At 61.0% G+C, this 24791-nt stretch carries 20 protein-coding genes; 7 read left to right on the top strand and 13 right to left on the bottom strand.

What is annotated here, in order from left to right; genetic code table 11:
* The first annotated feature begins 301 nt into the window (after positions 1–301).
* From RLEG4DRAFT_RS19490 to hspQ, 3 genes are all read left to right on the top strand, one after another.
* Positions 302–640 (top strand): P-II family nitrogen regulator, encoded by a 339-nt coding sequence (locus RLEG4DRAFT_RS19490; protein ID WP_003579240.1) that lies wholly within the window; start codon positions 302–304, stop codon positions 638–640.
* A gap of 79 nt (positions 641–719) precedes the next feature.
* Positions 720–2129: a type I glutamate--ammonia ligase gene (glnA, locus tag RLEG4DRAFT_RS19485; protein ID WP_003579238.1), complete on the top strand. Its 1410-nt coding sequence runs from the start codon at positions 720–722 to the stop codon at positions 2127–2129.
* 158 nt (positions 2130–2287) lie between these two features.
* Positions 2288–2617 carry a heat shock protein HspQ gene (gene hspQ, locus RLEG4DRAFT_RS19480; RefSeq protein WP_003579237.1) on the top strand — a complete coding sequence of 110 codons (330 nt, stop codon included), beginning with the start codon at positions 2288–2290 and terminating at the stop codon, positions 2615–2617.
* Between the two features lie 402 nt (positions 2618–3019).
* On the opposite strand, the gene RLEG4DRAFT_RS19475 is transcribed toward hspQ, so the two are convergent.
* Complete coding sequence (locus tag RLEG4DRAFT_RS19475; RefSeq protein ID WP_003579235.1) at positions 3020–3685, bottom strand: invasion associated locus B family protein; 666 nt, start codon at positions 3683–3685, stop codon at positions 3020–3022.
* A gap of 282 nt (positions 3686–3967) precedes the next feature.
* Between RLEG4DRAFT_RS19475 and RLEG4DRAFT_RS19470 the strand changes: the two genes are divergently transcribed.
* From RLEG4DRAFT_RS19470 to RLEG4DRAFT_RS19460, 3 genes are all read left to right on the top strand, one after another.
* On the top strand, positions 3968–5770 hold the full coding sequence (locus tag RLEG4DRAFT_RS19470; protein ID WP_003579233.1) for an extracellular solute-binding protein: 1803 nt from the start codon (positions 3968–3970) through the stop codon (positions 5768–5770).
* A 43-nt stretch (positions 5771–5813) separates the two neighbouring features.
* On the top strand, positions 5814–6485 hold the full coding sequence (locus tag RLEG4DRAFT_RS19465; protein WP_003579231.1) for a DsbA family oxidoreductase: 672 nt from the start codon (positions 5814–5816) through the stop codon (positions 6483–6485).
* A gap of 100 nt (positions 6486–6585) precedes the next feature.
* Entirely contained in the window at positions 6586–7215 is a 630-nt protein-coding gene (locus RLEG4DRAFT_RS19460; protein ID WP_003579229.1) for an imm11 family protein, read from the top strand.
* A gap of 79 nt (positions 7216–7294) precedes the next feature.
* On the opposite strand, the gene RLEG4DRAFT_RS19455 is transcribed toward RLEG4DRAFT_RS19460, so the two are convergent.
* The 3 genes from RLEG4DRAFT_RS19455 to RLEG4DRAFT_RS19445 are packed head-to-tail and all read right to left on the bottom strand — an operon-like array spanning position 7295 to position 11584.
* A complete protein-coding gene (locus tag RLEG4DRAFT_RS19455; protein WP_003579228.1) occupies positions 7295–7762 on the bottom strand; it encodes an OsmC family protein in 468 nt (155 codons plus the stop codon).
* Positions 7763–7778: 16 nt separating this feature from the next.
* Entirely contained in the window at positions 7779–11282 is a 3504-nt protein-coding gene (gene mfd / locus RLEG4DRAFT_RS19450) for a transcription-repair coupling factor (RefSeq protein ID WP_003579226.1), read from the bottom strand.
* Positions 11279–11584, bottom strand: a complete 306-nt coding sequence (locus RLEG4DRAFT_RS19445; RefSeq protein ID WP_003579224.1) for a succinate dehydrogenase assembly factor 2 — start codon at positions 11582–11584, stop codon at positions 11279–11281. The genes mfd and RLEG4DRAFT_RS19445 overlap by 4 nt, the downstream gene beginning before the upstream one ends.
* Before the next feature lie 92 nt (positions 11585–11676).
* Here RLEG4DRAFT_RS19445 and recG point away from each other — a divergent pair, with 92 nt between their 5' ends.
* Positions 11677–13782: an ATP-dependent DNA helicase RecG gene (gene recG / locus RLEG4DRAFT_RS19440; RefSeq protein ID WP_003579222.1), complete on the top strand. Its 2106-nt coding sequence runs from the start codon at positions 11677–11679 to the stop codon at positions 13780–13782.
* Positions 13783–13791: 9 nt separating this feature from the next.
* Here the strand turns inward: recG and RLEG4DRAFT_RS19435 are convergent, their stop codons facing one another.
* The 9 genes from RLEG4DRAFT_RS19435 to RLEG4DRAFT_RS19395 form a co-directional block, all read right to left on the bottom strand.
* Positions 13792–14499 (bottom strand): DUF502 domain-containing protein, encoded by a 708-nt coding sequence (locus tag RLEG4DRAFT_RS19435; RefSeq protein WP_003579220.1) that lies wholly within the window; start codon positions 14497–14499, stop codon positions 13792–13794.
* Positions 14500–14634: 135 nt separating this feature from the next.
* Positions 14635–16461: a glutamine--fructose-6-phosphate transaminase (isomerizing) gene (gene glmS / locus RLEG4DRAFT_RS19430; RefSeq protein WP_003579218.1), complete on the bottom strand. Its 1827-nt coding sequence runs from the start codon at positions 16459–16461 to the stop codon at positions 14635–14637.
* Positions 16462–16571: 110 nt separating this feature from the next.
* Positions 16572–17933 (bottom strand): bifunctional UDP-N-acetylglucosamine diphosphorylase/glucosamine-1-phosphate N-acetyltransferase GlmU, encoded by a 1362-nt coding sequence (gene glmU, locus RLEG4DRAFT_RS19425; protein ID WP_003579216.1) that lies wholly within the window; start codon positions 17931–17933, stop codon positions 16572–16574.
* 178 nt (positions 17934–18111) lie between these two features.
* Positions 18112–18882: a FadR/GntR family transcriptional regulator gene (locus RLEG4DRAFT_RS19420; protein ID WP_003579215.1), complete on the bottom strand. Its 771-nt coding sequence runs from the start codon at positions 18880–18882 to the stop codon at positions 18112–18114.
* A gap of 16 nt (positions 18883–18898) precedes the next feature.
* Entirely contained in the window at positions 18899–19867 is a 969-nt protein-coding gene (gene yjfF / locus RLEG4DRAFT_RS19415; protein ID WP_003579213.1) for a galactofuranose ABC transporter, permease protein YjfF, read from the bottom strand.
* On the bottom strand, positions 19864–20877 hold the full coding sequence (locus RLEG4DRAFT_RS19410) for an ABC transporter permease (protein ID WP_003579212.1): 1014 nt from the start codon (positions 20875–20877) through the stop codon (positions 19864–19866). The genes yjfF and RLEG4DRAFT_RS19410 overlap by 4 nt, the downstream gene beginning before the upstream one ends.
* Positions 20874–22397, bottom strand: coding sequence for a galactofuranose ABC transporter, ATP-binding protein YtfR (gene ytfR / locus RLEG4DRAFT_RS19405; RefSeq protein ID WP_003579210.1), 1524 nt, complete (start codon positions 22395–22397; stop codon positions 20874–20876). The genes RLEG4DRAFT_RS19410 and ytfR overlap by 4 nt, the downstream gene beginning before the upstream one ends.
* A gap of 185 nt (positions 22398–22582) precedes the next feature.
* Complete coding sequence (ytfQ, locus tag RLEG4DRAFT_RS19400; RefSeq protein WP_003579208.1) at positions 22583–23545, bottom strand: galactofuranose ABC transporter, galactofuranose-binding protein YtfQ; 963 nt, start codon at positions 23543–23545, stop codon at positions 22583–22585.
* Positions 23546–23688: 143 nt separating this feature from the next.
* Positions 23689–24765, bottom strand: a complete 1077-nt coding sequence (locus RLEG4DRAFT_RS19395; RefSeq protein WP_003579206.1) for a BMP family ABC transporter substrate-binding protein — start codon at positions 24763–24765, stop codon at positions 23689–23691.
* Positions 24766–24791: the final 26 nt, after the last annotated feature.

The raw sequence follows: 24791 nt of genomic DNA, 5'->3' as shown, positions 1-24791 counted from the left end.
AACGTCAAAGAAAAGAACTGCTTTTGTGCATTTGCCTATATTTTCATCTTACGTAAGCATGGTTGCGCGACTCCTTAGACATAGGTTTTTTCAGATTTTCGATATGATTTTGATCGAAGGGCAGAGTTTTTCGGCAATTTTGTCACCAAACCGACATCAGAATCTCCGCAAATGCGGCGGTTTCGGCAAAATCCGCGGATTTTTTTAAGAAGATGGATTTCAAACTGGCACGATATCTGCATCATATCCGGCGAGCGGGAAAGTTCCTGCCATAACGGGAGAAGCGGAGAGACATTTTCTCATGAAAAAGATCGAAGCGATCATTAAGCCTTTCAAGCTGGACGAAGTGAAGGAAGCCCTTCAGGAAGTCGGCCTGCAGGGTATCACGGTCACTGAGGCCAAGGGTTTCGGCCGTCAGAAGGGTCACACGGAACTTTACCGCGGCGCCGAATACGTCGTCGATTTCCTGCCGAAGGTAAAGGTCGAGGTCGTGCTGGCTGACGAGAACGCGGAAGCGGTCATCGATGCGATCCGCAAAGCGGCGCAGACCGGCCGCATTGGCGACGGAAAAATCTTCGTCTCCAACATCGAAGAGGTTATCCGTATCCGCACCGGCGAGACCGGCATCGACGCTATCTGACCCACTTTGCCAAGCGCGCAAAGTTCGATACGGTCAGCGCAGCCATGTATTGTCATCGTAAATCGGAGGAAGGTATTTAATGGCGACCGCAAGCGAAATTCTGAAGCAGATCAAGGAGAACGACGTAAAGTTCGTCGATCTGCGCTTCACCGACCCGAAGGGCAAGCTGCAGCATGTGACGATGGACGTTGTCTGCGTCGACGAGGACATGTTCGCTGACGGCGTGATGTTCGACGGCTCCTCGATCGGCGGCTGGAAGGCCATCAACGAGTCCGACATGGTGCTGATGCCCGATACCGAGACGGTGCATATGGACCCGTTCTTCGCTCAGTCGACCATGGTCATCATGTGCGATATCCTCGATCCGGTTTCCGGCGAGGCTTATAACCGCGATCCGCGCGGCACCGCCAAGAAGGCCGAAGCCTATCTCAAGGCATCCGGCATCGGCGACACGATCTTCGTCGGCCCGGAAGCCGAATTCTTCGTCTTCGACGACGTCAAGTACAAGGCCGATCCCTACAATACCGGCTTCAAGCTCGACTCGACCGAACTGCCGTCGAACGACGATACCGATTACGAAACCGGCAATCTCGGCCATCGGCCGCGCGTCAAGGGCGGCTATTTCCCGGTTCCGCCGGTCGACAGCGCCCAGGACATGCGTTCGGAAATGTTGACGGTGCTGTCCGAGATGGGCGTCGTCGTCGAAAAGCATCACCACGAAGTCGCCGCCGCCCAGCACGAACTCGGCATCAAGTTCGACACGCTGGTGCGCAACGCCGACAAGATGCAAATCTACAAATACGTCGTGCACCAGGTGGCCAATGCCTACGGCAAGACGGCGACCTTCATGCCGAAGCCGATTTTCGGCGACAACGGCTCAGGCATGCACGTACACCAGTCGATCTGGAAGGGCGGCAAGCCGACTTTTGCCGGCGACGAATATGCCGGCCTCTCCGAGAGCTGCCTCTACTACATCGGCGGCATCATCAAACATGCCAAGGCGATCAACGCCTTCACCAACCCGTCGACGAATTCCTACAAGCGTCTCGTTCCGGGTTATGAGGCACCGGTGCTGCTGGCATACTCGGCCCGCAACCGCTCGGCCTCCTGCCGTATTCCGTTCGGCTCCAACCCGAAGGCCAAGCGCGTCGAAGTCCGCTTCCCGGATCCGACCGCCAACCCCTATCTCGCCTTCGCCGCCATGCTGATGGCCGGCCTTGACGGCATCAAGAACAAGATCCATCCCGGCAAGGCCATGGACAAGGATCTCTACGACCTGCCGCCGAAGGAACTGAAGAAGATCCCGACCGTCTGCGGCAGCCTGCGCGAAGCGCTCGAAAGCCTCGACAAGGACCGCAAGTTCCTGACGGCCGGCGGCGTCTTCGACGACGACCAGATCGATGCCTTCATCGAATTGAAAATGGCAGAGGTGATGCGTTTCGAAATGACGCCGCATCCTGTCGAATACGACATGTACTATTCGGCCTGATTGGCCTGAACACGGAAAGTCCCGGTCCGCCGGGGCTTTCCCCTCCCAGGGTCATGGACGCCAGCAGGAGGATATGACGTTCATGTGACGAGCTTGCGCAAAAATCTTGATTTGCGCGGCACCAATCACCAAATTTGGTGATGAAAGGAAGTCGTACCATGAAAGAAAAAATAGCAAAGTTCAGTATCGGCGAAGTGGTTCGGCACAAGGTTTTTCCGTTTCGCGGCGTCATCTTTGACGTTGATCCGGAGTTCGCGAATACGGAGGAATGGTGGAATTCCATTCCAGCCGAAGTGCGCCCAAGCAGGGACCAGCCCTTCTATCACCTGCTCGCCGAAAATGACGAAAGCGAATATGTCGCTTATGTCTCCGAGCAGAACCTGACGAACGACGAAAGCGGCACGCCGCTTCGCAACCCGCAGATCTACCAGATTTTCGATCAGGCCCCGTCAGGGCAGTTCAAACCCAAGATGAGCTTCGCCCATTAAGATCGGCTTGCCCGGTAAGTGAAACAAGGCCTCGCCTCTCCCAGCGAGGCCTTTTCCTTTGGCGCAGCTTATCCGGTTAAGCTGATGACAATGCCTGTAATTCCCTTTGCCTTCGGCGGGATGCCCTCATCCGCCTGCCGGCACCGACCGGCGTCGAGCCACGGGTCTCGCCCCGTCCTTCGGACCCCCGTAAACGGGGCGAAGGAGGATTGCCGCGACCCCTCCGTTCCCACGCACCCCTCGCATGGCACGTCCCCTCTCCCCGTCAAAACGGGGAGAGGGTTAGGGTGAGGGGCAGCCCATCGACGCGAACCGGACAGCCGTGGCGCACAGCAGAGACAGCAATTTATCAACAAAAAACCCGGCACTAAGCCGGGTTCCTTGTTCAATATGAGGGCAGGATTACTGCGCCTTGGCTGCCTTCTGGGCGTCTTCCAGCTTCTTGCGGGCTTCCTCGGCCTTCTTCTGCATGCTGTCCTGCAGGCTGCGCTGGCTTTCAGCGAGCTTGGATTCGGAAACCGGTTCGCCGTCATAAGCGCCGGTGAAGCCTTCGAGCGAAATCTTGATCGGGTTCGGCGCGCGGCGGAAGTTGATCGAGGTGAAGATCACGTCGCTGCCCTTCTTGAGGCTGGCGATCATCGCGTCGGTCAGCGGAATTTCAGCCGTGCACTTATCAGGCAGGCAGACGGCGTAGTCGAGCTTCTGGCCCTTGCCGCCGTCGATCTGCATGATGATGCCCGGGGGGATCAGGCGTGCGGTGGGAACCGACACCTGCAGGAGCTTGCGGTTGATCTTGCCGGTAACCGAGATCAGGCCGACGGCCGTGACAAGCTGGCCGCCATTGGCGAGAATCAGGTTCTGGACAACACAGATGTCGTTGTCTTCCTGCTTGCTGCAGGTCTTGTACCAGCCGAGCTTCGGCGCGCCGGCGGCCTGTGCCGGAGCATCGGCCGGAGCCTGTGCCGCCGCATCCTGTGCGAAGGAGGAGACCGGAGCCGAAGCGGCGCCGAACATCACTGCCAGAACGGACAGCGCTGCCCGCATTTTCTTTTCAGACTTGAACATCATAACGAATTCCGTCTCCTGATATCCGTTCGGGGCAGCGACTTGCCGCCCCAACCATCGGGTCGTTCGGCACCCACCTCTTAAAAAAATAAGGCAAATGCATGACCCCGAAACTTCGGGTTCACCTGTTACATCGCAGCGTTCAAGATATCCAGCTTTTCTTTGGCAATTTGAGGCGCATTTCGTCGCGATGCCAAAGAAATCGCCGCTTCGTGTTGGAATCGTTCGACCCCATGATAATCTCCGCCGTGAATCATGCCCTTTTTTGGTCGCAAGGATTGCCGAATGCTCCGGATCGTCGTCCCCCTCGTCCTGTCGCTGCTGTGCGGCGCTGTTGCCGCCGAGCCGCTGCACGGCATCGCGATGCATGGCGAGCCGGCCTTGCCGGCAGATTACAAGCACTTCCCTTACGTCAATCCCGACGTCAAGAAGGGCGGCAAGATCACCTATGGTGTCGTGGGCACCTTCGACAGCCTCAATCCCTTCATCCTGAAGAGCATGCGCACGACGGCGCGCGGAATGTGGGATCCGGAATATGGCAATCTCGTCTACGAATCGCTGATGCAGCGCTCTCGCGACGAGCCCTTCACACTCTACGGCCTGTTGGCCGAGACGGTGGAATGGGATGACAACAGAAGCTTCATCCAGTTCAACCTCAATCCGAAGGCGAAATGGGCCGATGGCCAGCCGGTGACGCCTGAGGATGTGATGTTCACTTTCGAGCTGATGCGCGACAAGGGCCGTGTGCCCTTCGCCAACCGCCTCAACGTCGTCGCCAAGATGGAAAAGGTCGGCGAACACAGCGTGCGTTTCACCTTCAATGACAAGGCCGACCGCGAGACGCCTTTGATTTTCGGTCTTTTCCCCGTGCTGCCGAAACATGCGATCGATCCGGAAACCTTCGACCGTTCGTCGCTGACGCCGCCGGTCGGCTCCGGTCCCTACAAGGTGAAGACGGTGAAGCCCGGCGAGAGCATCACCTATGAGCGCGACCCCAATTACTGGGGCAAGGACATTCCCTCCAAAGTCGGCACCGACAATTACGACCAGATCACCGTCCAGTATTTCCTGCAGGATACGACCCTGTTCGAGGCCTTCAAAAAGGGCGATATCGACATCTATGCCGACGGCAATCCTGGCCACTGGGCCAACGCGTATAATTTCCCCGCCGTCACTTCGGGGGCCGTGGTCAAGGACGTCTACACGCCGAAGCTGCCAAGCGGCATGCTCGGCTTCGTGTTCAATACCCGCCGGCCGATCTTTGCAGACATAAAGGTGCGCGAAGGCCTGTCGCTGGTGTTCGATTTCGAATGGGCGAACAAGAACCTCTATTCCGGCGCTTACAAGCGCACTCAGAGCTTCTGGCAGAATTCCGAGCTTTCGAGCTTCGGCGTCCCCGCCGATGCCCGGGAAGTTGCACTGCTCGGGCCGATCAAGGACAAAATCGCTCCAGCAATTCTCGACGGGACCTACAAGCTGCCGGTCACCGACGGCTCCGGCCGTGACCGCAATGTGCTGAAGCAGGCGGTCGAGCTGTTGAAACAGGGCGGCTTTACGATCCAGAGCGGCAAGATGCTGGATGCCTCCGGCCGCCAGCTCGCCTTCGAGATCATGACGCAGAATGCCGACCAGGAGAAGCTCGCCGTCGCCTATCAGCGGTCGCTGCAGACGATCGGCATCGGCGCGTCGATTCGCACCGTCGACGATTCGCAATATCAGAGCCGAACGAACAGTTTCGATTACGATATGATCCTCAAATCCTATACATCATCGCTGTCACCCGGAAACGAGCAGCTCGGCCGCTGGTCTTCGGCGGCGCGCACGCGCGAGGGTACGGACAGCTTTGCCGGCGCCAACGACCCCGATATCGACACGCTGATCGACCATCTGCTCAGGGCGCGCTCGGCCGAGGATTTCACCGCGGCGGTGCGCTCCTACGACCGGTTGCTGCTTTCCGGCCACTACGTGCTGCCGCTCTATCACGTCGACCAGCAATGGGTGGCGCGCAGCAAGCGCATCGGCCATCCCGACAGCGTGCCGCTCAATGGCTATCAGCTGCCGGTCTGGTGGGATACAAGCGCGCAATAACAACGGCCAAACGCCGAACGCATTGAGATAAGGAAGATTCATCATGGAGCGTATCACCATTGACGTTGTCTCGGATGTCGTCTGCCCCTGGTGCTATCTCGGCAAGGCGCGGCTGGATCTCGCCATTGCCGAGGTGCAGGACGAAATCGGCGTCGACATCAACTGGCGGCCCTATCGGCTCAATCCCGACTATCCCAAGGAGGGCGTCGACCAGAAGAAGGCGCTGGCTGAGAAACTCGGCGGCGAGGAGCGTGTGGCGCAGGCGCACAAGATGCTCACCGATTTGGGCCGCGAGGTCGGCATCGGCTTCGATTTCGAGGCGATCAAGATCGGCCCGAACACGCTCGACGCCCATCGGCTGATTCACTGGGCGGTGATCGAAGGCCGCGAGAAGCAGGACGCAGTCGTCGCGGGTTTGTTCAAGGCGAATTTCGAGGAAGGCCGCAATGTCGGCGACCATGCGGTGCTGCTCGATATCGCCGAAAAATCAGGCCTCGACCGCTCGGTCATCGCCTCGCTGCTCGCCTCCGATGCCGATCGCGACCTGATCGTCGCCGAGATCAAGGCGGCGCAGGAGATGGGCGTCAATGGTGTGCCTTTCTTCATCTTCGATCAGCAGTATGCGGTTAGCGGTGCTCAGACGCCTGACGTACTGGCGAATGCGTTGCGAGATATCGCCAAGGCGAAGGCCGAAGCACGATCGGGGCTCAACTAACGCTGCCGGCCATGCAGATCGAGATTGAACTGCCGCGACAAAGCTATCCGCGAGAACCGGCTATACCGTTTTTATTTTCATGCAGAACTTGGAACGAAGCATGAGTGGCGCCAGAGCGAAGCCTCAAGGGATTTACATAGTTGGCTCCAGCGGGGATTACAACTGGGAGTTCTCAAACTGGGACAGGCTGCAATTAAATGGACGTGGGCTCGGCCTCAATTATGGGGAAGCCTCATGGCCGGATAGTATGCTTGATTTGCCGCGCGGCCCGTGGCGAATACCTGATTACATCGAAACACCGAAACTGATCGTTGATCAAAAGCGAAAGATGAAAGATCTCTATTCGGTCGAGTATTTTCTTTTCATCTCCGACAAAATGAAGGGGCTGCTCGACCAATTCGCTCCAAAGTCCTGCGAATATATGTTGTGCGATACCAAATTTGCTGACGGAGAAACTGGCCCGGCAATCTGGCTATGCAGCGTTGTTGATTCATATCGGAACGCGGTGGACTTAGAGAAATCTGAAATTCGCGTCAGCAAATGGGGCACGTATTTGATCTCCGGTGAATCCAATTGGCAATTTTTGCCTGCTGTCCTCGATGGTGAGCACTTATTCCGTTTGGTCGAGTGTGCAAACTTAACCTTTTGTGATCAGGCATTTAAGGACATTTGCAAAATCCAAGATATCAAAGGCATTTCTTTCCGACAGGTAGGTCTCCTGCTGAAATAGTAAGGGACGTTTCGATGGCCGCATTCGAACTTCGGTGTAGAGCAAAGCTTCAGTGGGTCCGGCTTGGTAACGACCAGCTTCAGCCCAAAACCGGAATACAACGCACTTCGGTCTTCACTGAATTGGCGATGAAGCATTCGTCGTGGGCGCGATGATGCAGGGCTTCGAGTTCGCTGAGTGAAGGCTGCTTTTCACCGCTGAAGACGACATGCGGGTGGAGCGTGACCACGGTCATCGCAAGGCGGCCTTCGGCATTCTTCTCCATCACGCCCTCGGCGGCATCGGTGTAGCTGTCGACGCAGAAGCGCTGTTTGGCGGCGAGCGACAGGAACCAGAGCATGTGGCAGCTGGAGAGCGAGGCGACGAAGGCCTCTTCCGGATCGACGGCGTCCTCCGCGGAATAGGGCAGCGGCACGACATGAGCGGAAGAGGACGCCCTCACCTCGATACCGCCGTCGAATGTCCAGCGGTGGGCGCGGCTGTAGCGGTTGTCGGTGAAAGTCTCGCCGTCTCGCTGCCAGGCGATCGTTGTGCCGTATGTCGCCATCTCCGTCTCCCTCTATTTATTTCGCCATCTCGGCCAGTTGCGTCATGATCACGGCGGCGCCCTGCAGGCGTTTTTCCGGAGTCGGCAGGTCGCGGGTCAGGAACAGGCTGTGGTCGGGGCGGATCTTCGCCATCGCGCCCTGTTTGCCGATATAACCGACGAGGTTTGCCGGGTTGGGAAATTCCTTGTTGCGGAATTGCACGACGACGCCCTTCGGGCCGGCGTCGAGCTTTTCGACATTGGCGGTGCGGCAAAGCGATTTGATGTAGACGATCTTCAGGAGATGCTGGACTTCGATCGGCATCGGCCCGAAACGGTCGATCATCTCGGCGCCGAAGCCGTCGATCTCCTTGAGTTCGGTGATTTCGCCGAGGCGGCGGTAAAGCGCCATGCGCAGATGCAGGTCGGGCACATAGCCATCCGGGATCATCACCGTGGTGCCGACGGAGATTTGCGGCGACCAGCCGGTATCGTGGATCTCGTCGACGCCCTTGACCTCGGCGACCGCCTCTTCCAGCATCTGCTGATAGAGTTCGAAGCCGACCTCCTTGATGTGGCCGGACTGCTCTTCGCCGAGCAGGTTGCCGGCGCCGCGGATATCGAGGTCGTGGCTTGCCAGCTGGAATCCGGCGCCGAGCGTATCCAGCGACTGCAGCACCTTCAACCGGCGTTCGGCCGTGGCCGTCAGCACCTTGTTCACAGGCAGGGTGAAGAGCGCGAAAGCCCGCACCTTCGAGCGGCCGACACGGCCGCGCAGCTGATAAAGCTGGGCCAGGCCGAACATATCGGCGCGGTGGACGATCAGCGTGTTGGCAGTCGGCACATCGAGGCCGGATTCGACGATGGTGGTCGACAGCAGCACGTCGTAGCGGCCTTCATAAAAGGCGTTCATGATGTCTTCGAGTTCGCCGGCCGGCATCTGGCCATGGGCGACGGCGACCTTCAGCTCCGGCACATCAGACTGCAGGAAGGCGTGCACATCGGCGAGATCGGCAAGCCGCGGGCAAACATAGAAGCTCTGGCCGCCGCGATAGTGCTCGCGCATCAGCGTTTCGCGGATGACCAGGCTGTCGAAGGGCGAGATGAAGGTGCGCACCGCCATGCGGTCGACCGGCGGCGTGGTGATCAGCGACAGTTCACGCACGCCGGTCATGGCGAGCTGCAGCGTACGCGGGATCGGCGTTGCCGACAGCGTCAGCACGTGTACGTCGCTCTTCAGCTCCTTCAGCCGTTCCTTGTGCTTGACACCGAAATGCTGCTCCTCGTCGATGACGAGCAGGCCGAGATTGGCGAATTTGATGCCGGCGCCGAGCAGCGCATGGGTACCGACGACGATATCGGTCTTTCCCTCAGCCACTTCCTTCTTGGTCAGCGCCAATTCCTTGGCGCCGACAAGGCGCGATGCCTGCTGGATGCGCACCGGCAGGCCGCGGAAACGTTCGGAAAAGGTCTTGAAATGCTGGCGGGCGAGCAGCGTCGTCGGCACGACGACGGCCACCTGGGCGCCGTTCATCGCCGCGACGAAAGCGGCACGCAGCGCCACCTCGGTCTTGCCGAAGCCGACGTCGCCGCAGACCAGACGGTCCATCGGCCGGCCGGCGCCGAGATCGGAGCGGACCGCCTCGATCGCATTGTCCTGGTCCTCGGTCTCGTCATAGGGGAAGCGGGCGGCGAATTCGTCGTAAAGGCCTTCCGGCGTCGTCAGCATCGGCGCGTGACGCGTCAGGCGCTCGGCGGCGATGCGGATCAGCGCATCGGCCATGTCGAGCAGCCGCTTCTTGAGCTTGGCCTTGCGCATCTGCCAGGCGCCGCCGCCGAGCTTGTCGAGCTGGGCGTCGGTGCCTTCGCCGCCGTAACGCGAGAGCAGGTCGATGTTTTCGACCGGCAGGAAAAGCTTGGCCTCGTCGGCATATTGCAGCTCGAGACAGGCATGCGGCGCGCCTGCCGCCTCGATGGTCCGGAGGCCAATGAAACGGCCGATGCCGTGTTCGGCGTGGACGACGATCGAGCCTTCGTCGAGGCCGGCGACCTCGGCGATGAAATCGGCCGCACGCTTGCGGCGCTTGGAGCGGCGCACCATGCGGTCGCCGAGAATATCCTGCTCGCCGATGACGACGAAGTCGCCGGCCTCGAAGCCGGATTCGAGACTGAGCACGGCAGCGGCGGCTTCGCCCCGCGCCAACGAGCCGACATCCTTCAGCGCCTCGATCGGCTTGACCTTTTCCAGGCCATGCTCGTTCAGCACCTGCAGCAGGCGTTCCAGCGAGCCTTCGGTCCAGGCGGTGACGAGCACTTTCGCGCCGGCCGCTCGGCGGTCGGCGATATGCTTGACGACGACGTCGAAGATATTGATGCGTTCGGCGTCACCGCCGCCTTCGGCATTCGAGCGGGCCCAGCGCTGGCCCTGACGGGCGTCGATATTGACGACCCGCCTCGCCTCGCCCTCATGTTCATTGAAGGGGCTGATGCGGATCGCGCTGAGCGCGTCGAGGGTTTTGGCGAACAGCTTGCTGTCGAGATAGAGCTGGCCCGGCGTCACCGGCTTATAGGGCGTGCCCTGCGACATCTGGCTCTTGGCCGGCTGACCGGAATTCAGGCGGGCGTCGTAATAGTCGAAGACGAGCTTGGAGCGCTCCTCGGCTGCTTCACGCACCGTATGATCGGTGACAAGACGGAAGCCGCTGAGATAATCGAAGACGGTATCGAGTTTCTCGTAGAAGAGCGGCAGCCAATGCTCCATGCCGGGGTAACGGCGGCCTTCGGAGACGGCGAGATAGAGCGCGTCGTCACGTGTCGTCGCGCCGAAAGCCGAGAGGTAATTCTTGCGGAAGCGGCTGATCGTATCCGGTGTCAGCGTCACCTCGCTCATCGGGTTGAGATCGAGAGAACGCACCTGCCCGGTCGTGCGCTGGCTGGCCGGATCGAAGCTGCGGATCGATTCCAGCGTATCGCCGAAGAAATCGAGGCGGACCGGCTCTTCCGAACCCGGCACGAAGACATCGAGAATGCCGCCGCGCACGGCATATTCGCCGACCTCGCGCACTGTTGCAACGCGATCGAAGCCGTTGCGCTCCAGGCGCCCGGCGAGATCGTCCATGCGCAGCTGGTTGCCGGGACGAGCCGAAAAACTCAGGCTTTCGATCACATCCTGCGGCGCCACCTTCTGCAGCATGGCATTGGCGGTGACGAGCACGATTGCGGCATGCGGCTTCTTCCGGTGGGCAATCAGGCCGCCGAGTGCAGCAAGGCGGCGGGCCGAGGTGTCGGCGCTCGGCGAGACGCGGTCATAGGGCAGACAGTCCCAGGCCGGCAGGCTGAGAACCGGAATGTCGGGGGCGACAAAGCTCAGCATCTGCTCGAGATCGGCCATGCGATGGCCGTCCGACATGACATAGGCGACCGGCTCTCCCGTTCGGGCGAGCTCGGCGAGCAGCAGCGTTTCGAGGCCGGCAGGCACATTGCCGATCGTCAGCGGCTCGGCAATGTCCGCAAGCTTCTTCGCATCAAAACCAGGGATCATTCCGGCGTCCTGAGGGGCTTGTCGAAATCGGGTGTATAGGCGGCCAGGCGGGCAAACATCGGTGTCTGGAAACGCTCTGGAACCGGCCATGTTCCCATGATCCAGCGGACGAGATCATTGTCCTCTTCCGCCATGATCGTCTCGAACTCGTCGAGCTCGGCTTCCGAAAGCGTCGCGATCTCGGCTTCGGCAAACTGGCCGAAAACCAGATCCATCTCGCGAATGCCGCGATGCCAGCAACGGAAAAGGATCCGGCGGCGGCGCGGGTCGAGACCGGCACTCGTGAGCGTGACACCTGTCATGGCATTACCTTCCTGTTGATGCGCCTCTATAGACCCTGGAAAGCGGCTTGTCAGCCTTGCCAAGGCCGCATTGTTCATCGCATTTTGACCGCATGCGCCCCGCCATTCTCGATCCGCTGTTCTCCCCCATTTCGGGCCTTCCGGGCGTCGGCCCGAAGATCGCCGAGCTGCTGGTCAAGCTGCTCGGGCGCGAGACGCCGGAGGATTGCCGGGTCATCGATCTCATCTTCCACGCGCCCTTTTCGCTGATCGACCGGCGCAACCAGCCGGGGATCGCCCGGGCGCCGCAAGGCGCGATCGTGACGATCACCGCCCGCGTCGACCGCCACCAGGTGCCGCCGCGCGGCAAGAGCAACGTCCCCTACCGCGTCTTCCTGCATGACGAGACCGGCGAACTGACGCTGGTCTTCTTCCGCGGACAAGCGGCCTGGCTGGAAAAGCAGCTGCCTGTCGATGCGGAGGTGACGGTCAGCGGCAAGGTCGACTGGTTCAACGGCCGCGCCTCGATGGTGCATCCCGACTATATCGTCAGGGCCGACGAGGCGGAGAGCCTGCCGCTCGTCGAGCCGATCTATCCGCTGACGGCGGGGCTTTCGCCGAAGACGCTGCGCAAGATCATCGATGCCGGCCTGCCGCGTTTTCCGGAACTGCCGGAATGGATCGACCTGGCGCTGACGCAGAAGCAGGGCCTGCCGTCGATCCGCGACAGTTTTCATATGCTGCACGAGCCGCGCGATCCTTCGGATATCGACCCGCAGGCGCCCGCCCGGCGGCGGCTCGCCTATGACGAATTTCTCGCCGGCCAGCTTTCGCTGAGCCTGGTGCGGCAGAGGCTGCGCAAGGTGGCGGGCCAGCCGGTGCATGCCACCGGCGAAATCAGCGGCAAGATTGCGAAGACCCTGCCGTTCTCGCTCACATCAAGCCAGAACGCAGCGATCGCCGACATTCTGAAGGATATGGCCGGAGCCGAGCGCATGCTGCGGCTACTGCAGGGCGATGTCGGCGCCGGCAAGACGCTGGTGGCGCTGATGGCGATGGCGGCGGTGATCGAGAGCGGCGGCCAGGCGGTACTGATGGCCCCAACCGAAATTCTGGCGCGCCAGCACCATGCGACGATCTCGAAATTCGCCGCCTCTTCAGGGCTCGGCATCGAGGTCTTGACCGGGCGCACCAAAGGACGCGAACGGGAGGAGATCCTGGAACGCATCGCCTCGGGTGCTGCCCAGATAATCATCGGCACACATGCGCTGTTCCAGGACAGCGTCGCCTATGCCAACCTCATGCTTGCCGTCGTCGACGAGCAGCACCGCTTCGGCGTGCATCAGCGCCTGCGGCTGACGGCCAAGGGCATCTCGCCGCACATGCTGGTGATGACGGCAACGCCGATCCCGCGCACTTTGGTGCTTGCCGCCTTCGGCGATATGGACGTTTCCAAACTCACCGAGAAACCGGCCGGCCGAAAGCCGATCCAGACGATCACCGTGCCGATGGAGCGGACCGGCGAGATCGTCGGGCGGCTGCAGGGCGCGCTTGCCGAGGGCAAGAAGGCATACTGGATCTGCCCGCTGGTCGAAGAGTCCGAAGAGCTCGACCTGATGTCGGCCGAGGAGCGGCATGCGACGCTGGTCTCAGCGCTTGGCCTTGATGTCGGCCTCATCCATGGCCGGATGAGCGGACCGGAGAAGGATGCGGCGATGATGGCGTTCAAGAGCGGCGAGACCCGGCTTCTCGTCGCCACCACCGTCGTCGAGGTCGGCGTCGACGTGCCGGATGCAACGATCATGGTGATCGAACATGCCGAGCGCTTCGGTCTGGCGCAATTGCATCAGCTGCGCGGCCGGGTCGGGCGCGGCGACGAGGCCTCGACCTGCATCCTGCTCTATAAGGGTCCGCTCGGCGAGACCGGCCATGCCAGGCTTTCGATCATGCGCGAGACGGAGGACGGTTTTCGCATCGCCGAGGAGGATCTGAAACTGCGTGGCGAAGGCGAGCTGCTCGGCACCCGCCAGTCCGGCACGCCGGGCTTTCGCATTGCCAGCCTCGAGGCGCATGCCGACCTACTGGAAATCGCCCGCAAGGATGCGGCCTATCTGATCGAGCGTGATCCCGAACTGACCAGTGAACGAGGAACTGCGATCCGCACGCTGCTCTATCTCTTCCGCCGCGACGAGGCGATCCGGTTTTTGCGAGCGGGCTAGTCGGGTAAATTAGTCAGCCTTGGAAACCGCCACCGGCTTCGGCCGCGGCAAATGCTTCTGCTTCGGCTCCGTCTGCGGGGTTTCAGGAGCCACGAGACCGCCCGAAATCAGGAACTTGGCCGCATCCTCCGGCGACATGTCGAGCACGACGATCTTCTCGCGTGGGACGAAGACGAGAAAACCGGCCGTCGGCACCGGCGTCGGCGGCAGGAAGACCGCGACCATATCCTGGCCCATCGCATTGAACTTCGAAGCGATCTCGCCCTTGGCGTCGGTGGCGACGAAAACCAGCGCCCAGAGGCCGGGACTTGGATATTCGATGAGGCCGACTTTCTTGAAGGAGTTCGACTGCTCCTTCAGCACGGTTTCGAAGATCTGCTTCACGCTTCTGTAGATCGTGCGCACCAGCGGCATGCGCTGGACGACCGATTCGCCGAAACCGACAATGCTCTGGCCGATGAGGTTCTTGCCGAGAAAACCGACGACGGTGATCAGCACGATGGCCGTCAGCAGGCCGAAACCGGGAATGGCGAAATTGAGATAGCTTTCCGGATTCCAGCGGGCCGGAATATAGGGCCTGACCCAGCTGTCCGACCAGTGGATGAAGGTCCAGGTCAGCCAGATGGTGATCGCGATCGGGGCGCAGATGATCAGGCCTGCGAGAAAATTATTCCTCAGCCGGGTCGCGACCGGCATTCTGGGGGCATTGTCGGTCATCTCTACTGATGAACTCCATCTCGGTCCTGGACAGGCCGGAACGCCGGCCCTTCCCCCTTTGTCCGCCGACCAAAATTGCCAGAATTCGGGGTCCCGCACAATATGTTTCGGCGCGAAGGCCGGGGCGTCGCAGGCTTATTCCACGGTCACGGATTTCGCCAGGTTGCGCGGCTGGTCGACATCGGTGCCCATGAAAACGGCGGTGTGATAGGCGAGCAGCTGGATCGGCAGAGAGAAGATCATCGGCGCGATGATTTCGTCGACCACAGGCAGGGTGATGGTCGCCATGGTCGGCAGTTTCGAGGCTGCCGCACCGGCCTCGTCGGTGATGAAGATAATGCGGCCGCCGCGGGCTGCGACTTCCTGCATGTTCGAAACGGTCTTTTCGAAGAAACGGTCGTAAGGGGCGATGACGATGACCGGCATGTTCTCGTCGATCAGCGCGATCGGCCCGTGCTTCAATTCGCCGGCGGCATAACCTTCGGCGTGGATATAGGAGATTTCCTTGAGCTTCAGCGCGCCTTCCATGGCGAGCGGGAAGCTGGTGCCGCGGCCGAGATAGAGCACATCCTTGCATTTCGACAGCTCGCGCGACAGGCTTTCCATCTGCGGCTGGATGAGATTCAGCACCCGGCTCATGATCCGCGGCATTTCGGCGAGATGGCGCACCAGCGCCCTCTCCTCCTCAGGGCTCACCGTGCCCCGCGCCTTGCCGGCGCCGATCGCCAGCGATGCCAGCACGGCAAGCTGGCAGGTGAAAGCCTTGGTCGAGGCGACGCCGATTTCAGGGCCTGCCATGATCGGGAAGACGGCGTCGGATTCGCGAGCGATCGTCGATTCGCGGACGTTGACGACGGCGCCGATCTTGAGGCCGTTGTCGCGGCAGTAGCGCAGCGATGCAAGCGTGTCGGCGGTTTCGCCGGACTGCGAGATGAAGAGTGCAGCCTGCGAGGGCGAGAGCGGCATTTCGCGGTAGCGGAATTCGGAGGCGACGTCGATCTCGACAGGCAGGCGGGCATAACGCTCGAACCAGTATTTGCCGACCAGGCCGGCGAGATAGGCGGTGCCGCAGGCCGAGATCGCCAGGCCGGTCGCCGCCTTAAAGTCGATCGCAGCGGCATTGGCGCCGATCGTGTTTTCGGCGAAATCGACATAGTGGCTGAGCGCGTGGGAGATGACCTCCGGCTGCTCGTAGATTTCCTTTTCCATGAAATGGCGGTGATTGCCCTTGTCGACGACATAGGCGGTCGCCTGCGAGATCTGGCGGGCGCGCTTGACCGGTTTGCCGGTAAAATCGATGACGGCGACGCTGTCGCGGGTGATGACGGCGCAATCGCCGTCGACGAGATAGGTGATCTCGTTGGTGAAGGGCGAGAGCGCAATGGCATCCGAACCGAGGAACATCTCGCCGCGGCCGTAGCCGACGGCAAGCGGCGGGCCGGAACGGGCAGCCATGATCGTGCCAGCATCGGCCTTGAGCATGACGGCCAACGCATAGGCGCCGGTCAGCCGGTTCAGCATCTGCAGCATGGCGGCGCGCGGCTCCAGGCCTTCGCGCAGATATTTCGCCATCAGCTGGGCGACGACCTCGGTGTCGGTCTGGGTTTCGAAGACCGAGCCCTCCGCGGTCAACTCGTCGCGCAGCTCGGAGAAGTTCTCGATGATGCCGTTATGGACGACGGCGACGCCTTCGACGAAATGCGGATGGGCATTGGTCTCGTTCGGAACACCATGAGTCGCCCAGCGTGTGTGCGCGATGCCGACCGTGCCGGGCAGCGGCTCGGCGTCGAGGCGCTTTTCCAGATTGAACAGCTTGCCTTCGGCGCGGCGGCGATCCATCACCCCCTCATGGATGGTGGCGACACCGGCGGAATCATAACCGCGATATTCGAGACGCTTCAGCGCATCGACCAGGCGCCCGGCAACAGGCTGAGTTCCGACGATCCCAACAATTCCGCACATACAATATCCCCACACGGCTTCGACAATCGAGGCCAGTCCTAACGATTCCCGCTTATTTATCAATCACCTCGGCGGTCACTTTGAATTTCCGCCGGTTACGGAAAGCGGCCTCAAGTCTTCGCCTTCTTCGCGGCCTTGACGGCGAGCGCGCGCTCGCGCAGCAGCGTCGCGCGGCCGGGCTTGATCTCCTGGCGGGCGCGGCCAAGCGCCAGCGCATCGGCCGGCACGTCGACGGTGATGACACTGCCGGAGGCGATATAGGCGCCGTCGCCGATCGTCACCGGCGCGACAAGCGAGGAGTTGGAACCGATGAAGGCGTTTTCGCCGATCACCGTTTCGCTCTTGTTGACGCCGTCATAGTTGCAGGTAATCGTGCCGGCGCCGATATTGCTGCCGGCGCCGATGACGGCATCGCCGATATAGGTGAGATGATTGACCTTGGCGCCCTCGCCGATCCGGCCGTTCTTGACCTCGCAGAAATTGCCGACCTTCGAACCGGTAGCGAGATCAGCCCCCGGCCGCAGCCGCGCAAAGGGACCGACGGTGGCGTCCCGGCTGACATGAGCGCCTTCGATATGCGAGAAGGCATGGATGACGGCGCCGCTGTCGATCACCGCGCCGGGACCGAAGACGACGTTCGGCTCGATCAGCGCATCCTGGCCGATGACGGTGTCGTAGGAGAGAAAGACCGTTTCCGGCGCGATCATGGTGACGCCCGCCAGCATCATCTCGTGGCGCCGGCGCTCCTGCCAGAACCGCTCGATAACGGCGAGTTCGGCCCGGTTGTTGCAGCCGGTCATCTCGATTTCAGGCGCATCGACGGCGGTGACGCGGCCACCGAGCGAGCGGGCGATCTCGACGAGATCGGTCAGATAGAATTCGCCCTTGGCATTGGCGTTGCCGATGCGCGAGAGAAGATCGAGCGCCTTGCTGCCGTTAATCGCCATCAGGCCGCTATTGCACCAGGTAACCGCGCGCTCGGCATCGGTCGCGTCCTTCTCCTCGCGGATGGCGATCAGTTCGCCGTCCTTGACGAGCAGCCGGCCGTAGCCTGTGGGCCGGTCGGTGTGGAAGCCGATAACGACAATATCGCTGCCATCGGCAAGCCCCTGGCGGGCGGCCTTCAGCGGTCCGTCGGTCTGCAGCGGCACGTCGCCATAGGTGACGAGGATGTCGTCATAGCCCTTGGCGATTGCTTCGCGCGCCGCCAATACCGCGTGGCCAGTGCCGAGGCGCTCCTTCTGCAGGCAGGATTCGATCCCGACACCGGCAACGCTTGCGGCCTTTGCCACCTCCTCGGCATCGCGGCCGACGACGAGTGCGACGGAGGAGATGCCGGCCGAGGCGACCGCCTCGACCACATGGGCGATCATCGGCCGCCCGGCGACCGGATGCAGCACCTTCGATTTCGAGGATTTCATCCGCGTGCTGTCACCGGCGGCGAGGATGACGGCAAGACAAGTACGTTCCATGATCTGCTCCGCGAATCCGCGCCATGAGGCGGCTTTGTTGCCTCATACTGTATAATTGCTGAAATCGGAATCGATTTTCGGAAAGCCCACTGCGTGAATTGAAAGCCCTGCAGCGTCCTTTTCGCGCCCGAAAAGATGCGTGGCGCCGCAGACAGCAAAGCCTTTACGAGTGTGAAATTTAGGTCGAAATCGGCACTCTGACGGTCTCCGAACCGCGGGCGGCGAAGGCCTCGTGCACATGATGGCGGCCATCCAGGATGACGAGCTCCATCGCGCGGCGTGCGGCAGCGCTATCACCGGAAACGATGGCATCGACGATGCGCATATGGGTATCGGCGATATTGGCGAAGCCGTTTTCGGAGGGCGGCGTGCTCATGCGGAACATGCCGACGAGGGCCGCTTCGATGAGGCTGCCCAAGGTGCGCATAAAGGGATTGTGCGAGGCTTCGGCGAGCGCCAGGTGAAAACGAAGGTCGGCGAGCGCCAGGCTGTCGGCAGTGTGGCCGCTCGCCGCCATATCGAGCGCCAGTGCCCGCAGCGTCTCGATATCATCCGCATTCGCCCGCTCGGCGACGAGACCGGCAGCGAAGGGTTCGACCGCAAGACGGATATCATAGAGCTGCAGCAGGAACTCTTCCGTGACGCCGCTGTCGAAGTGCCAGGCGATGATCTCGCTGTCGAACATGTTCCAGAGGTTCTTCTCGGTCACACGCGTACCGACCCGCGCCTTGGCGACGACCATGCCCTTGGCGGCAAGCGTCTTCATCGTCTCGCGCAAGACGGTACGGGACACTTTGAAGCGCTGCGCCAGTTCGGTATCGCCGGGCAGGATCGAGCCGACGGGATAGGTGCCGGCGACGATCTCCTTTCCGAGCTCGTCGACCACCTGCGCGTGGCTCGTCCGGGTTCTGCGCCCCGTCTTCCGTGTCTCGTCCAATTTGTTGCGCAAGCGATCCGTCTCCCCCTCAAGCGTACCTCTTGTTCAGACTGGAAACGAACAGGATCGCCTTCTGCATCAGAATGAATGCAAACAGCAGGAGGCCAATCAGGATCTTGGTCCACCAGCTCGACAGCGTGCCGTCGAAGGTGATGTAGGTCTGAATGAGCCCCTGGATCAGGATACCGATCAAGGTTCCCGCCACGAATCCCGCGCCTCCGGTCAGCAGCGTCCCTCCGATGACGACCGCCGCAATGGCGTCGAGTTCGACGCCCACTGCTGCAAGAGAATAACCAGCAGAGGTGTACAGCGAAAAAACGATCCCGGATAGGCCTGCCAGAAAGCCCGACAGCGCATAGATCTGGATTGTCGTGCGTCCCACAGGCACACCCATCAGCCGCGCCGTCTGCGGGCCGCCGCCGAGCGCATAGACATTGGTGCCGAAGCGGGTCCGCTGGGCGATGAAAATGCCGACGGCAAAGACCAGAAGCATGATGCCGCCGATCAGCGTCAGCCGGCCGCCGCCAGGCAGGCGCCAATAGAGGCTGGTCAGCGTCGAATAATATTCGTGATCGATCGGGATGCTGTCGATCGAGAGCACGAAGGCCATGCCGCGCGCCAGGAACATGCCGGCGAGCGTGACGATGAAGGCCGGCATTTCGAGATAGTGGATGATTGCGCCCATGACCGCGCCGAAGGCGGTGGTGATGACGAGCACGATCGCAAAGGCAAGCAGCGGATGGATCGAGGTCTTCTGCAGGATGACCGCCAAGAAGACGCCGGTGAAGGCAATGACCGATCCGATCGACAGATCGATACCGCCCGAGATGATCACAAAGGTCATGCCGACGGCGGCGATGCCGAGGAAGGCGTTGTCGGTCAGAAGATTGCCGATGACACGGGTCGACAGCATGTTCGGATATTGCAGCGTGCAGCCGGCATAGGCGAGCACGAAGATGACGATGGTCGCCAGCAGCGGCAGATATTTGGAGTTCATTTCGGCTGCTCCCTTCCGCCCTGCCGGCGGCTGGCGAAGATGGCGAGCGATTGCACCGCCGGCGACTGGATGACGAGGATGACGATAATGATGACCGCCTTGATGATCAGGTTGAATTCAGGCGGGAAGCCGGAAGACAGGATGCCGGTATTCACCGCCTGGATGATCATTGCGCCGATCAGCGATCCGAGAATGCTGAAGCGTCCGCCGAGCAGCGAATTGCCGCCGACCACGACGGCGAGGATGGCGTCGAGCTCCAGCCAGAGACCTGCATTGTTGGCATCGGCGCCCTTGATGTCGGCGGCGACGATGATGCCCGCGATCGAGGCGCACAGCCCGCTCAGCATATAGACCGCCATCAGCAGTACCGGCGTTTGAATGCCGGAGAGCGTGCTGGCGCGGCGATTGATGCCGACGGCCTCGATCAGCATGCCGAGTGCGGTCCGGCGGACGAGCAGGATGACGAGCAGGCCGACGAGAAGCCAGATGACCACTGGCATCGGCAGGAGGGCCATGGAGCCGCTGCCGAAAAAGGTCAGCCCGTCATCGTTGAAGGTGAGGATGGCGCCTTCGGTGATCAGCTGGGCGATGCCGCGGCCGGCGACCATCAGAACCAGCGTGGCGATGATCGGCTGGATATTCAGCACGGCCACCAGCAAACCGTTCCAGACGCCGCAGGCAATGCCGATCGAAAGCGTCAGGACAATGGTGTAGGCCACTGAATTTCCTGAAACAATCGACGATGCGGCGACAGCGCCGCAGATGGCGATAACAGCCCCGACAGAGAGATCGATGCCCTTGGTGGCAATGACCAGCGTCATGCCAATCGCCAGCAACGCCACCGGCGCACCGCGATTCAGCACATCGATCAGGCTGCCGTAAAGCCGGTCATTCTGAATCACGACATTAAAAAACTGCGGCGACGTGATGAAATTCAACAAAAGAATGACAACGAGCGCGATCAATTGCGGCGCCAGGCGAAAAGCCAGCGCGTTCAGCGAGGACCTCATGCCTCCTCCATCTTATGCTCGGCCGCGACGATGGCATCGACGATGCCGGCGGCGGTAATGCGTTCGCCCGTCAATTCGGCGATATGCTGCCTGTCGCGAAGGACGATGACACGTGAACTATAGGCGACAAGCTCTTCAAGTTCCGAGGAAATCACGATCAGCGACATGCCTTCGGCGCAGAGCTGTTCGATCAACCGAATGATCTCGGCATGGGCGCCGACATCGATGCCGCGGGTCGGCTCGTCGAGGATCAGAAACTTCGGATTGGTGGCCAGCCAGCGGGCGAGGATCGCCTTCTGCTGGTTGCCGCCGGAGAGCAGGCGGATCGGCTTCTCTCGGTCGGTGGTGCGGATATCGAGTGCCTTGATATAGCGGTCGGCAAGCGCATTCTGCTCGGTGCGCGACAGCGGCCGGGTCCAGCCGCGGCGCGCCTGCAGTGCAAGGGCGATGTTTTCCCGGATCGACAGGTCGCCGACGATACCGTCGGTCTTGCGGTCCTCCGGGCAGAAGCCGAAACCTTTTTCGATTGCGGCGCGCGGGCTCGAAAGCGTGACCGGCTGGCCGTCGATCGTGGCGCTGCCGCTGTCGGCATGTTCGATGCCGAAGAGCAGTTCGGCGGTTTCGGTGCGGCCGGAGCCGAGCAGTCCGGCAATGCCGACCACCTCGCCGGCGCGTACATCGAGATCGAAGGGCTTGACCTTGCCACGCTTGCCGTAGCCTGCGAAGCGGTACCTGACCTCACCGGCGGCAAGGTTGTGCTCACGCACGCTCTCCTCTACATGCGCCAGTTCGCGGCCGAGCATCATGGCGATCAGGCCCTGGCGCGGCAGATCGGCGGCGTCGCGGGTGCCGACGAGCTTGCCGTTGCGCAGTACGGTGATCCGGTCGCTGATCGCATAGACCTGCTCGAGAAAATGGGTGATGAAGACGATGCCCAGACCGCGCTTCTTCAGGTCCTCAATGATGCGGAAGAGCAACGCCACTTCCTGATTATCGAGACTTGCCGTCGGCTCGTCCAATATCAAAACCTTGCCGGAGAGATCGACGGCGCGGGCGATGGCAACGACCTGCTGAACGGCAACGGAGAATCGGCCAAGCTCGGCGGTGACGTCGATCTCGATGCCGTAGCCGGCGAGCAGTTCGCGCGCCTTGCGGTTCATCGTGCGCACGTCGGTCATGCCGAAACGCCTTGGCTGGCGTCCGAGAAAGAGGTTTTCGGCGACGCTCAAATTGGCAAGGAGGTTGACCTCCTGGTAGACCGTGCCGATGCCGAGCTTCTGGGCGGCGAGCGTATTGGCCGGATTGATTTCATGGCCGTCGAGCGTCAGGCTGCCCTCGTCACGATGATAGGCGCCGGTGATGCATTTGATCAGCGTCGATTTGCCGGCGCCGTTCTCACCCAGTAGTGCATGCACCTCGCCCTTGCGCAGCGTGAAATCGACCTTGTCCAGCGCCACTGCGCCGGGAAAGAATTTCGATATTCCGGAAGCCGCGAGAACGTTCTCGAAATCGTGAATCATAGGGGTCTGTTTTCCTGATATTGACGGCAAAAGCCGCGCCGCGGCCGGACATGACGTCCCAAGGCGGCAAGGCAGTTCCGCACCGGTCCATGATGGGCCGGTGCGGTTCTACAGCGCTTGAATGCTGCATCGTTTCACCCTCAATCGATCCCGATTCAAGGATTGCGCAGCGGCGTCAAATCAGATCAGTAGCCCTGACCCTTCTTCTCTTCGTAGACCTTCATCGGCTCGTCGGCAGGCGTGTAGAGCTTGGATTCGGTCTGGATCCACTTCGGCGGAGCCTTCTTGTCCTTCAGGTAGGCATCGAGGGCATCGAAGGCCGGACCCGCCATGTTCGGCGTCAGCTCGACCGTGGCATTGGACTCGCCTTCGGACATGGCCTTGAAGATATCGGGCACGGCGTCGATCGAGACGACGAGAATATCCTTGCCTGGCTTCAGGCCGGCTTCCTTGATCGCCTGGATGGCGCCGACGGCCATGTCGTCATTATGGGCGTAGAGAGCGCAGATATCCTTGCCGCCATTCTCGGCCTTCAGAAAGCTTTCCATGACTTCCTTGCCCTTGGTGCGGGTGAAGTCACCGGTCTGGCTGCGAACGATCTTGAGGTTGTCGTGACCGGCGAGAGCCTCTTCGAAGCCCTTCTTGCGGGCGATGGCCGGCGACGAACCGGTGGTGCCCTGCAACTCGACGACGTTGCACTTCTTGTCGCCGACGGTCTTGACCAGGAAGTCACCGGCGACCTTGCCCTCGTGGACCAGGTCCGAAGTAACAGCCGTCAGGTAGAGATCGTCCGGAGCCTTGATGGTACGGTCGAGAAGGATGACCGGAATCTTGGCTTCCTTGGCTTCCTTGAGAACGTCGTCCCAGCCGGTTTCAACGACCGGAGCAATGAGAATGGCATCGACGCCCTGAGCAATGAAGGAGCGCAAAGCCTTGATCTGGTTTTCCTGCTTCTGCTGCGCATCGGCAAATTTCAGATCGATGCCGCGCTTCTTGGCCTGTTCCTTGGTGACGGTCGTTTCAGCCGCACGCCAGCCCGATTCCGAGCCGATCTGCGAGAAGCCGACAGTCAGTCCGCCGGCCGAAGCCGAACCGAACATGCAGGCAGCAAGAATCGTGGCACTCAAAAGTGCAGTCTTCAATTTCATGATTTCCTCCCAAGCCGCGTCTCGCGGCGCAGGGTCAAAAAATCATATAGTATTACTTTTGTAAATCGGAATCTTGGTATGCAGTGCAGCAAAAAAAGGGCGGCCACAAGGGCCGCCCTTCGCAACTGCGAATTGAAGGCAACTTATTGCGCCGGCAGCTTGTCGTCGACGCCTTCGACATAGAAATTCATGCCGAGCAGCGTGCCGTCATCGGCCTTCTCGCCGGCCTTCAGCCAGGGCGTACCGTCCTGCTTGTTGATCGGGCCGGTGAAGGGATGCAGTTCGCCCGATTTGATCTTGGCTTCGGTTTCCTCGGCCATCTTCTTCACGTCGTCAGGCATGTTGGTGTAGGGCGCCATCTTCAGGATGCCGTCCTTCAGGCCGTCCCAGCTCTGCTCGGACTTCCAGGTGCCGTCGAGAAGCGCGTGCACGCGCTTGGAGTAGTAGGTGCCCCAGGTATCGACGATTGCCGTCAGCTGCGCCTTCGGGCCGGCTGCGATCATGTCGGATGCCTGGCCGAAGGCATGAATGCCGCGTTCTTCGGCAACCTGCATCGGTGCTGTGGTGTCGGTATGCTGCGTCAGCACGTCGACGCCCTGGTCGACCATGGCCTTGGCGGCATCGGCTTCCTTGCCAGGGTCGAACCAGGTGTTGACCCAGATGACCTTCAGCTTGAAGCTCGGATCGACCGACCTGGCGCCCTGCTCGAAGGAGTTGATGCCCATCACCACTTCCGGAATCGGGAAGGAGGCGATGTAGGCCGCACCATGGTTCTTCGAAGTCTTCGCGGCGATCTGGCCGAGGATGTAGCGGCCTTCATAGAAGCGCGAATTGTAGGTGGCGAGGTTGGGGCCGGACTTGTAGCCGGTGCCGTGCTCGAACTTCACATCGGGGAACTTGGCGGCAACCTTGACGGTCGCATCCATGAAGCCGAAGGACGTCGTGAAGATCAGCTTGCAGCCGGAACGGGCAAGGCGTTCGATGGCGCGCTCGGCGTCCGGGCCTTCCGGCACGTTTTCGAGGTAAGGCGTATCGATCTTGTCGCCGAATTCGGCCTGAACCTGCTGGCGGCCGAGATCATGGGCCTGCGAATAACCGCCGTCGGTATGCGAACCGACATAGACGAAGCAGACCTTCGTCTTGTCAGCGGCCTGAGCGGCGGAAGAGATGCCGATCACGGCGGCAGCCGAGGCGGCAAGTGTCAATGCGAACTTCTTCATGATGACCCCTGTTGGTTTGAAGTTGG

The organism is Rhizobium leguminosarum bv. trifolii WSM2297 (assembly GCF_000271845.1).
The sequence above is the reverse complement of the archived record's forward strand: the minus strand, read 5'-3'. Positions and strand labels throughout refer to the sequence as shown.

Coding starts and splice junctions, on each gene's coding strand:
- RLEG4DRAFT_RS19490 (WP_003579240.1), top strand. CDS start 302: ATGAAAAAGATCGAAGCGATCATTAAGCCTTTCAAGCTGGACGAAGTG.
- glnA (WP_003579238.1), top strand. CDS start 720: ATGGCGACCGCAAGCGAAATTCTGAAGCAGATCAAGGAGAACGACGTA.
- hspQ (WP_003579237.1), top strand. CDS start 2,288: ATGAAAGAAAAAATAGCAAAGTTCAGTATCGGCGAAGTGGTTCGGCAC.
- RLEG4DRAFT_RS19475 (WP_003579235.1), bottom strand. CDS start 3,685: ATGATGTTCAAGTCTGAAAAGAAAATGCGGGCAGCGCTGTCCGTTCTG.
- RLEG4DRAFT_RS19470 (WP_003579233.1), top strand. CDS start 3,968: ATGCTCCGGATCGTCGTCCCCCTCGTCCTGTCGCTGCTGTGCGGCGCT.
- RLEG4DRAFT_RS19465 (WP_003579231.1), top strand. CDS start 5,814: ATGGAGCGTATCACCATTGACGTTGTCTCGGATGTCGTCTGCCCCTGG.
- RLEG4DRAFT_RS19460 (WP_003579229.1), top strand. CDS start 6,586: ATGAGTGGCGCCAGAGCGAAGCCTCAAGGGATTTACATAGTTGGCTCC.
- RLEG4DRAFT_RS19455 (WP_003579228.1), bottom strand. CDS start 7,762: ATGGCGACATACGGCACAACGATCGCCTGGCAGCGAGACGGCGAGACT.
- mfd (WP_003579226.1), bottom strand. CDS start 11,282: ATGATCCCTGGTTTTGATGCGAAGAAGCTTGCGGACATTGCCGAGCCG.
- RLEG4DRAFT_RS19445 (WP_003579224.1), bottom strand. CDS start 11,584: ATGACAGGTGTCACGCTCACGAGTGCCGGTCTCGACCCGCGCCGCCGC.
- recG (WP_003579222.1), top strand. CDS start 11,677: ATGCGCCCCGCCATTCTCGATCCGCTGTTCTCCCCCATTTCGGGCCTT.
- RLEG4DRAFT_RS19435 (WP_003579220.1), bottom strand. CDS start 14,499: ATGACCGACAATGCCCCCAGAATGCCGGTCGCGACCCGGCTGAGGAAT.
- glmS (WP_003579218.1), bottom strand. CDS start 16,461: ATGTGCGGAATTGTTGGGATCGTCGGAACTCAGCCTGTTGCCGGGCGC.
- glmU (WP_003579216.1), bottom strand. CDS start 17,933: ATGGAACGTACTTGTCTTGCCGTCATCCTCGCCGCCGGTGACAGCACG.
- yjfF (WP_003579213.1), bottom strand. CDS start 19,867: ATGAACTCCAAATATCTGCCGCTGCTGGCGACCATCGTCATCTTCGTG.
- RLEG4DRAFT_RS19410 (WP_003579212.1), bottom strand. CDS start 20,877: ATGAGGTCCTCGCTGAACGCGCTGGCTTTTCGCCTGGCGCCGCAATTG.
- ytfR (WP_003579210.1), bottom strand. CDS start 22,397: ATGATTCACGATTTCGAGAACGTTCTCGCGGCTTCCGGAATATCGAAA.
- ytfQ (WP_003579208.1), bottom strand. CDS start 23,545: ATGAAATTGAAGACTGCACTTTTGAGTGCCACGATTCTTGCTGCCTGC.
- RLEG4DRAFT_RS19395 (WP_003579206.1), bottom strand. CDS start 24,765: ATGAAGAAGTTCGCATTGACACTTGCCGCCTCGGCTGCCGCCGTGATC.